4 protein-coding genes are annotated in these 3,135 nt (G+C 70.1%); 1 reads left to right on the forward strand and 3 read right to left on the reverse strand.

All coding sequences use genetic code 11. From position 1 onward, the window contains the following. Positions 1 to 82 precede the first annotated feature (82 nt). The 3 genes from B7767_RS06280 to B7767_RS06290 all read right to left on the reverse strand — a co-directional run bounded on the left by B7767_RS06280 (position 83) and on the right by B7767_RS06290 (position 2,140). Positions 83 to 886, reverse strand: coding sequence for an SAM-dependent methyltransferase (locus B7767_RS06280; RefSeq protein WP_085571255.1), 804 nt, complete (start codon positions 884 to 886; stop codon positions 83 to 85). Positions 887 to 985: 99 nt separating this feature from the next. Beyond that, complete coding sequence (locus B7767_RS06285; protein ID WP_085571258.1) at positions 986 to 1,270, reverse strand: DUF397 domain-containing protein; 285 nt, start codon at positions 1,268 to 1,270, stop codon at positions 986 to 988. 9 nt (positions 1,271 to 1,279) lie between these two features. Then, a complete protein-coding gene (locus B7767_RS06290) occupies positions 1,280 to 2,140 on the reverse strand; it encodes a helix-turn-helix transcriptional regulator (RefSeq protein ID WP_085571256.1) in 861 nt (286 codons plus the stop codon). A 196-nt stretch (positions 2,141 to 2,336) separates the two neighbouring features. On the opposite strand from B7767_RS06290, the gene B7767_RS06295 reads away from it, so the two are divergent. Next, on the forward strand, positions 2,337 to 3,095 hold the full coding sequence (locus B7767_RS06295) for an ATP-binding protein (protein ID WP_256923338.1): 759 nt from the start codon (positions 2,337 to 2,339) through the stop codon (positions 3,093 to 3,095). The last annotated feature ends 40 nt before the right edge of the window (positions 3,096 to 3,135 follow it).

Consider the following 3,135-nt stretch of genomic DNA (forward strand, 5'->3'; position numbering starts at 1 on the left):
GGAGGATGCCGCGTGTGGGGGTCCGCGGGTGTGAAGGGGCGGCCCGCTGTGTTGTGGGTGGCGGGCCGCCGTCTCCAGGGGGTTACGGCTTGTGGGCCACCGCGCCGTAGCCGGGGATGATGTCGTCGTCCTGGCCCGGGATCGGGTCGCCCAGTTCGGGGTGCCAGTGGTGGGGGACCTGGACGCCCGGTTCCACGAGGGTCAGGCCGTCGAAGAAGCGGGTGAACTCCTCGCGGGAGCGGAGCGCCAGGGTGACGCCCGCCGCCTTGAGCTGCTCCGTGGCCGCCTTCGACTCCTCCGGGGTGAAGTCGGACGTCGCGTGGGTGATGATCAGGTAGCTGCCCGAGGGCAGCGCGTCCAGCAGTCGCCCGACCAGCTCGTGCGCCCCGTCCTCGTCGGGGACGAAGTGCAGCAGCGCGATGAGTGACAGCGCGATCGGCTCGTCGAAGTCGAGGATCTTCCGCGCGCCCTCCAGGATGACGTCCGGGTCGCGCACATCGGCTTGGAGGTACTCGGTCACCCCCTCGTCCGTACCGCGCAGCAGGGCCGCCGCGTGGGCCAGCACGATGGGGTCGTTGTCGCAGTACACGACGCGGGCGTCGGGCACGACCCCCTGCGCCACCTGGTGCAGGTTGGGCTCGGTGGGGATGCCCGTGCCGACGTCGAGGAACTGCCGTACGCCCCGTCCGGCCAGCCAGCGCGTGGCCCGCTGCATGAACGCGCGGTTCACCCGTGCCATCACCGGCACCCGTGGGTCGAGGGCGAGCATCTGCTTCCCCATGGCCTCGTCGACCGGGTAGTTGTCCTTGCCTCCGAGGTACCAGTCGTACATCCGCGCGGGGTGGGGCCTGCTCGTGTCGATCTCCACGGGGTGCTGCCCGGTCATGAGGGACTCCATAAGTCTCTGCGCCTGCAATTGCAACTGTTAGTGATCAAGCCAGTGCCAAGCCGGAAGGGGGAACAAAGGTAGAGCGGGCAACAAGGTTCAGGACAGCAGGAAATCCGCCTCTCCCGCCTTCGCCCCCTCGATGAAGGCCGTCATCTCGGCGGAGGTGTAGATGAGCGCCGGCCCGTCCGGGTCGGTGGACTGGCGTACGGCGATCCGGCCGTCCTCGAGCTTCATCGCTTCCAGGCAGTTCCCTCCGTTGCCGCCGCTCCACGGCTTGTGCCAGCCCTCGCTGCCCAGCTCCCGCGCGGGCATGCCGTTGTAGATCCTTCCCGTGCGCGCCCGCGGGTGGGGCGGGGACTTCACGGGGTTCAGGGGCTCCATGAGTTCCATTCACAGCTCCTTGCGGAGATCCCGGAGGATCTCCTTCGTGCGATGTGCCGTAGCGGCCTGTGCCGCCATGCGGTCCATGACCTCGAGGTGGGTCGCCACCTCTTCGCGCGCGTCCAGGTAGACGGCGCCGGTCAGGTACTCGCTGTAGACCATGTCCGGCAGTTCGGGCATGGCGAATCGGAACAGCACGAACGGCCCGTACGTGCCGGGATGGGGCCCACCGGCGAACGTGGCGATCTGCAGCGTCACGTTGGGCAGCTTCGTGGCCTCGAGCAACTTGTCGATCTGCGCTCGCATCACCTCCGGGCCGCCGACCGGGCGGCGGAGCGCGGTCTCGTCCATCACGACCCACATCCGGGGCGCGCCCTCACGGGTGAGCAGTCCCTGCCGCTGCATGCGCAGGTCGACGTGGCGCTCCATGTCCTCGGGCCGGGTCTGCCCGATGGCCCCGGAGCGCAGCACGCCGCGCGCGTAGTCCTCGGTCTGGAGCAGTCCGGGGACGAAGTGGGGTTCGTAGCTGCGGATGAGGGAGGCCGCGCCCTCCAGGCTGACGTACATCGAGAACCAGCCGGGCAGGATGTCGTGGAAGCGCTGCCACCAGCCGGGCCGGTTGGCGTCCTCCGCCAGTTGCACGAAGGCGTCGGCCTCCTCGTCGGAGACGCCGTACTCCTTCAGCAGCATCTGGAGGTACGGGATCTTGAGCGCGACCTCGGCCGTCTCCATACGGCGGACGGTGGCGGGCGCGACACGGAGGATGCGGGCCGCTTCCTCACGTCTGAGTCCCGCGCGTTCCCGCAGGTCCAGCAGGCGCCGACCGAGGACGACCTGTCCCACCGTCGGTGCGGACCGGGGTTCGCTCACACTCCACCTCCCTCGAACAAAAGCCGACAGCTCGGCGGCGCCACTCGAAGATCCATCCGAAGATCCATTCCGTCCGAACTCGCATTCGAACAGATCTTCGGCGATCCCAACTGGCGCCGCGCGAGGTGCTGTTGCGAGCAGTGTGCCACGCCCTTCCAGAACGTCACACCGCACTCTGCATTTTTCAGAGTGACACTTGCCAAGTGTTCACGGCGGGGCGATAGTGGCAAGCGTGATTCCGTCCGCGCCCTTAGGAACAGACGCCGCCGCAGGGTCCACCGGCCTCGGCGCCGCCTCGGTGTGCGCCCCCTCGGGGGCCGCCGCCGAGCGCCGGTTCCGTTTCGAACTGGCCGCTCATCCGGGTTCCCCGGCCCAGGCCAGACGCCTGACGAGGGCACGGCTGACCGGCTGGTCGGTGTGCGAGGACACCTGTGACACAGCGGCTCTCGTCGTCTCCGAACTGGTCACCAACGCCATCGTGCACACGGCGAGCAGCCACATAGTCTGCGAGCTGCACGACGGTGGCGAGCTGGTGCGCATAGCCGTGCGCGACGAGGGGTGCGCGCCGGGCCAGCCGCGGGCGAACACCCGGCAGCAGCCGGAGGACGAGCACGGGAGGGGACTGCTCCTCGTCGACGCCCTGTGTCATTCGTGGGGCGCGCACGAGAACGGCCCCGGACTGCTGGTCTGGGCCGACCTCCCCCGCACGGCGGACGCCGGCGGCACCGGACACGGCACCGTGGAGCCCACCGACGACCTGGGCTGGGGCGCCCGTCCGAAGCCGGGCCCGCCCAGCACCCCGGACGACGACCCAGCCAACGAACCGGACCGCCCCCACGGCCCGGCGGGAAACCACGGCCCGGCGGCGGGAAACCAGAGCCACACCCCGCCGCCCCCACCGCTTCCGCCGCACCCCCCGCACCAGCGCACCCCCCATCCCCGGGGCCGGGCGTGACGGGCGGCGCGCCCGGCACCCGCGTGCTGAGCCTGGACTC

Source organism: Streptomyces sp. 13-12-16 (assembly GCF_002114215.1).
GTDB lineage: Bacteria > Actinomycetota > Actinomycetes > Streptomycetales > Streptomycetaceae > Streptomyces.

Excerpts from the sequence above, each read along its gene's own strand:
- B7767_RS06280 (WP_085571255.1), bottom strand. The coding sequence starts at position 886 with ATGACCGGGCAGCACCCCGTGGAGATCGACACGAGCAGGCCCCACCCC.
- B7767_RS06285 (WP_085571258.1), bottom strand. The coding sequence starts at position 1,270 with ATGGAGCCCCTGAACCCCGTGAAGTCCCCGCCCCACCCGCGGGCGCGC.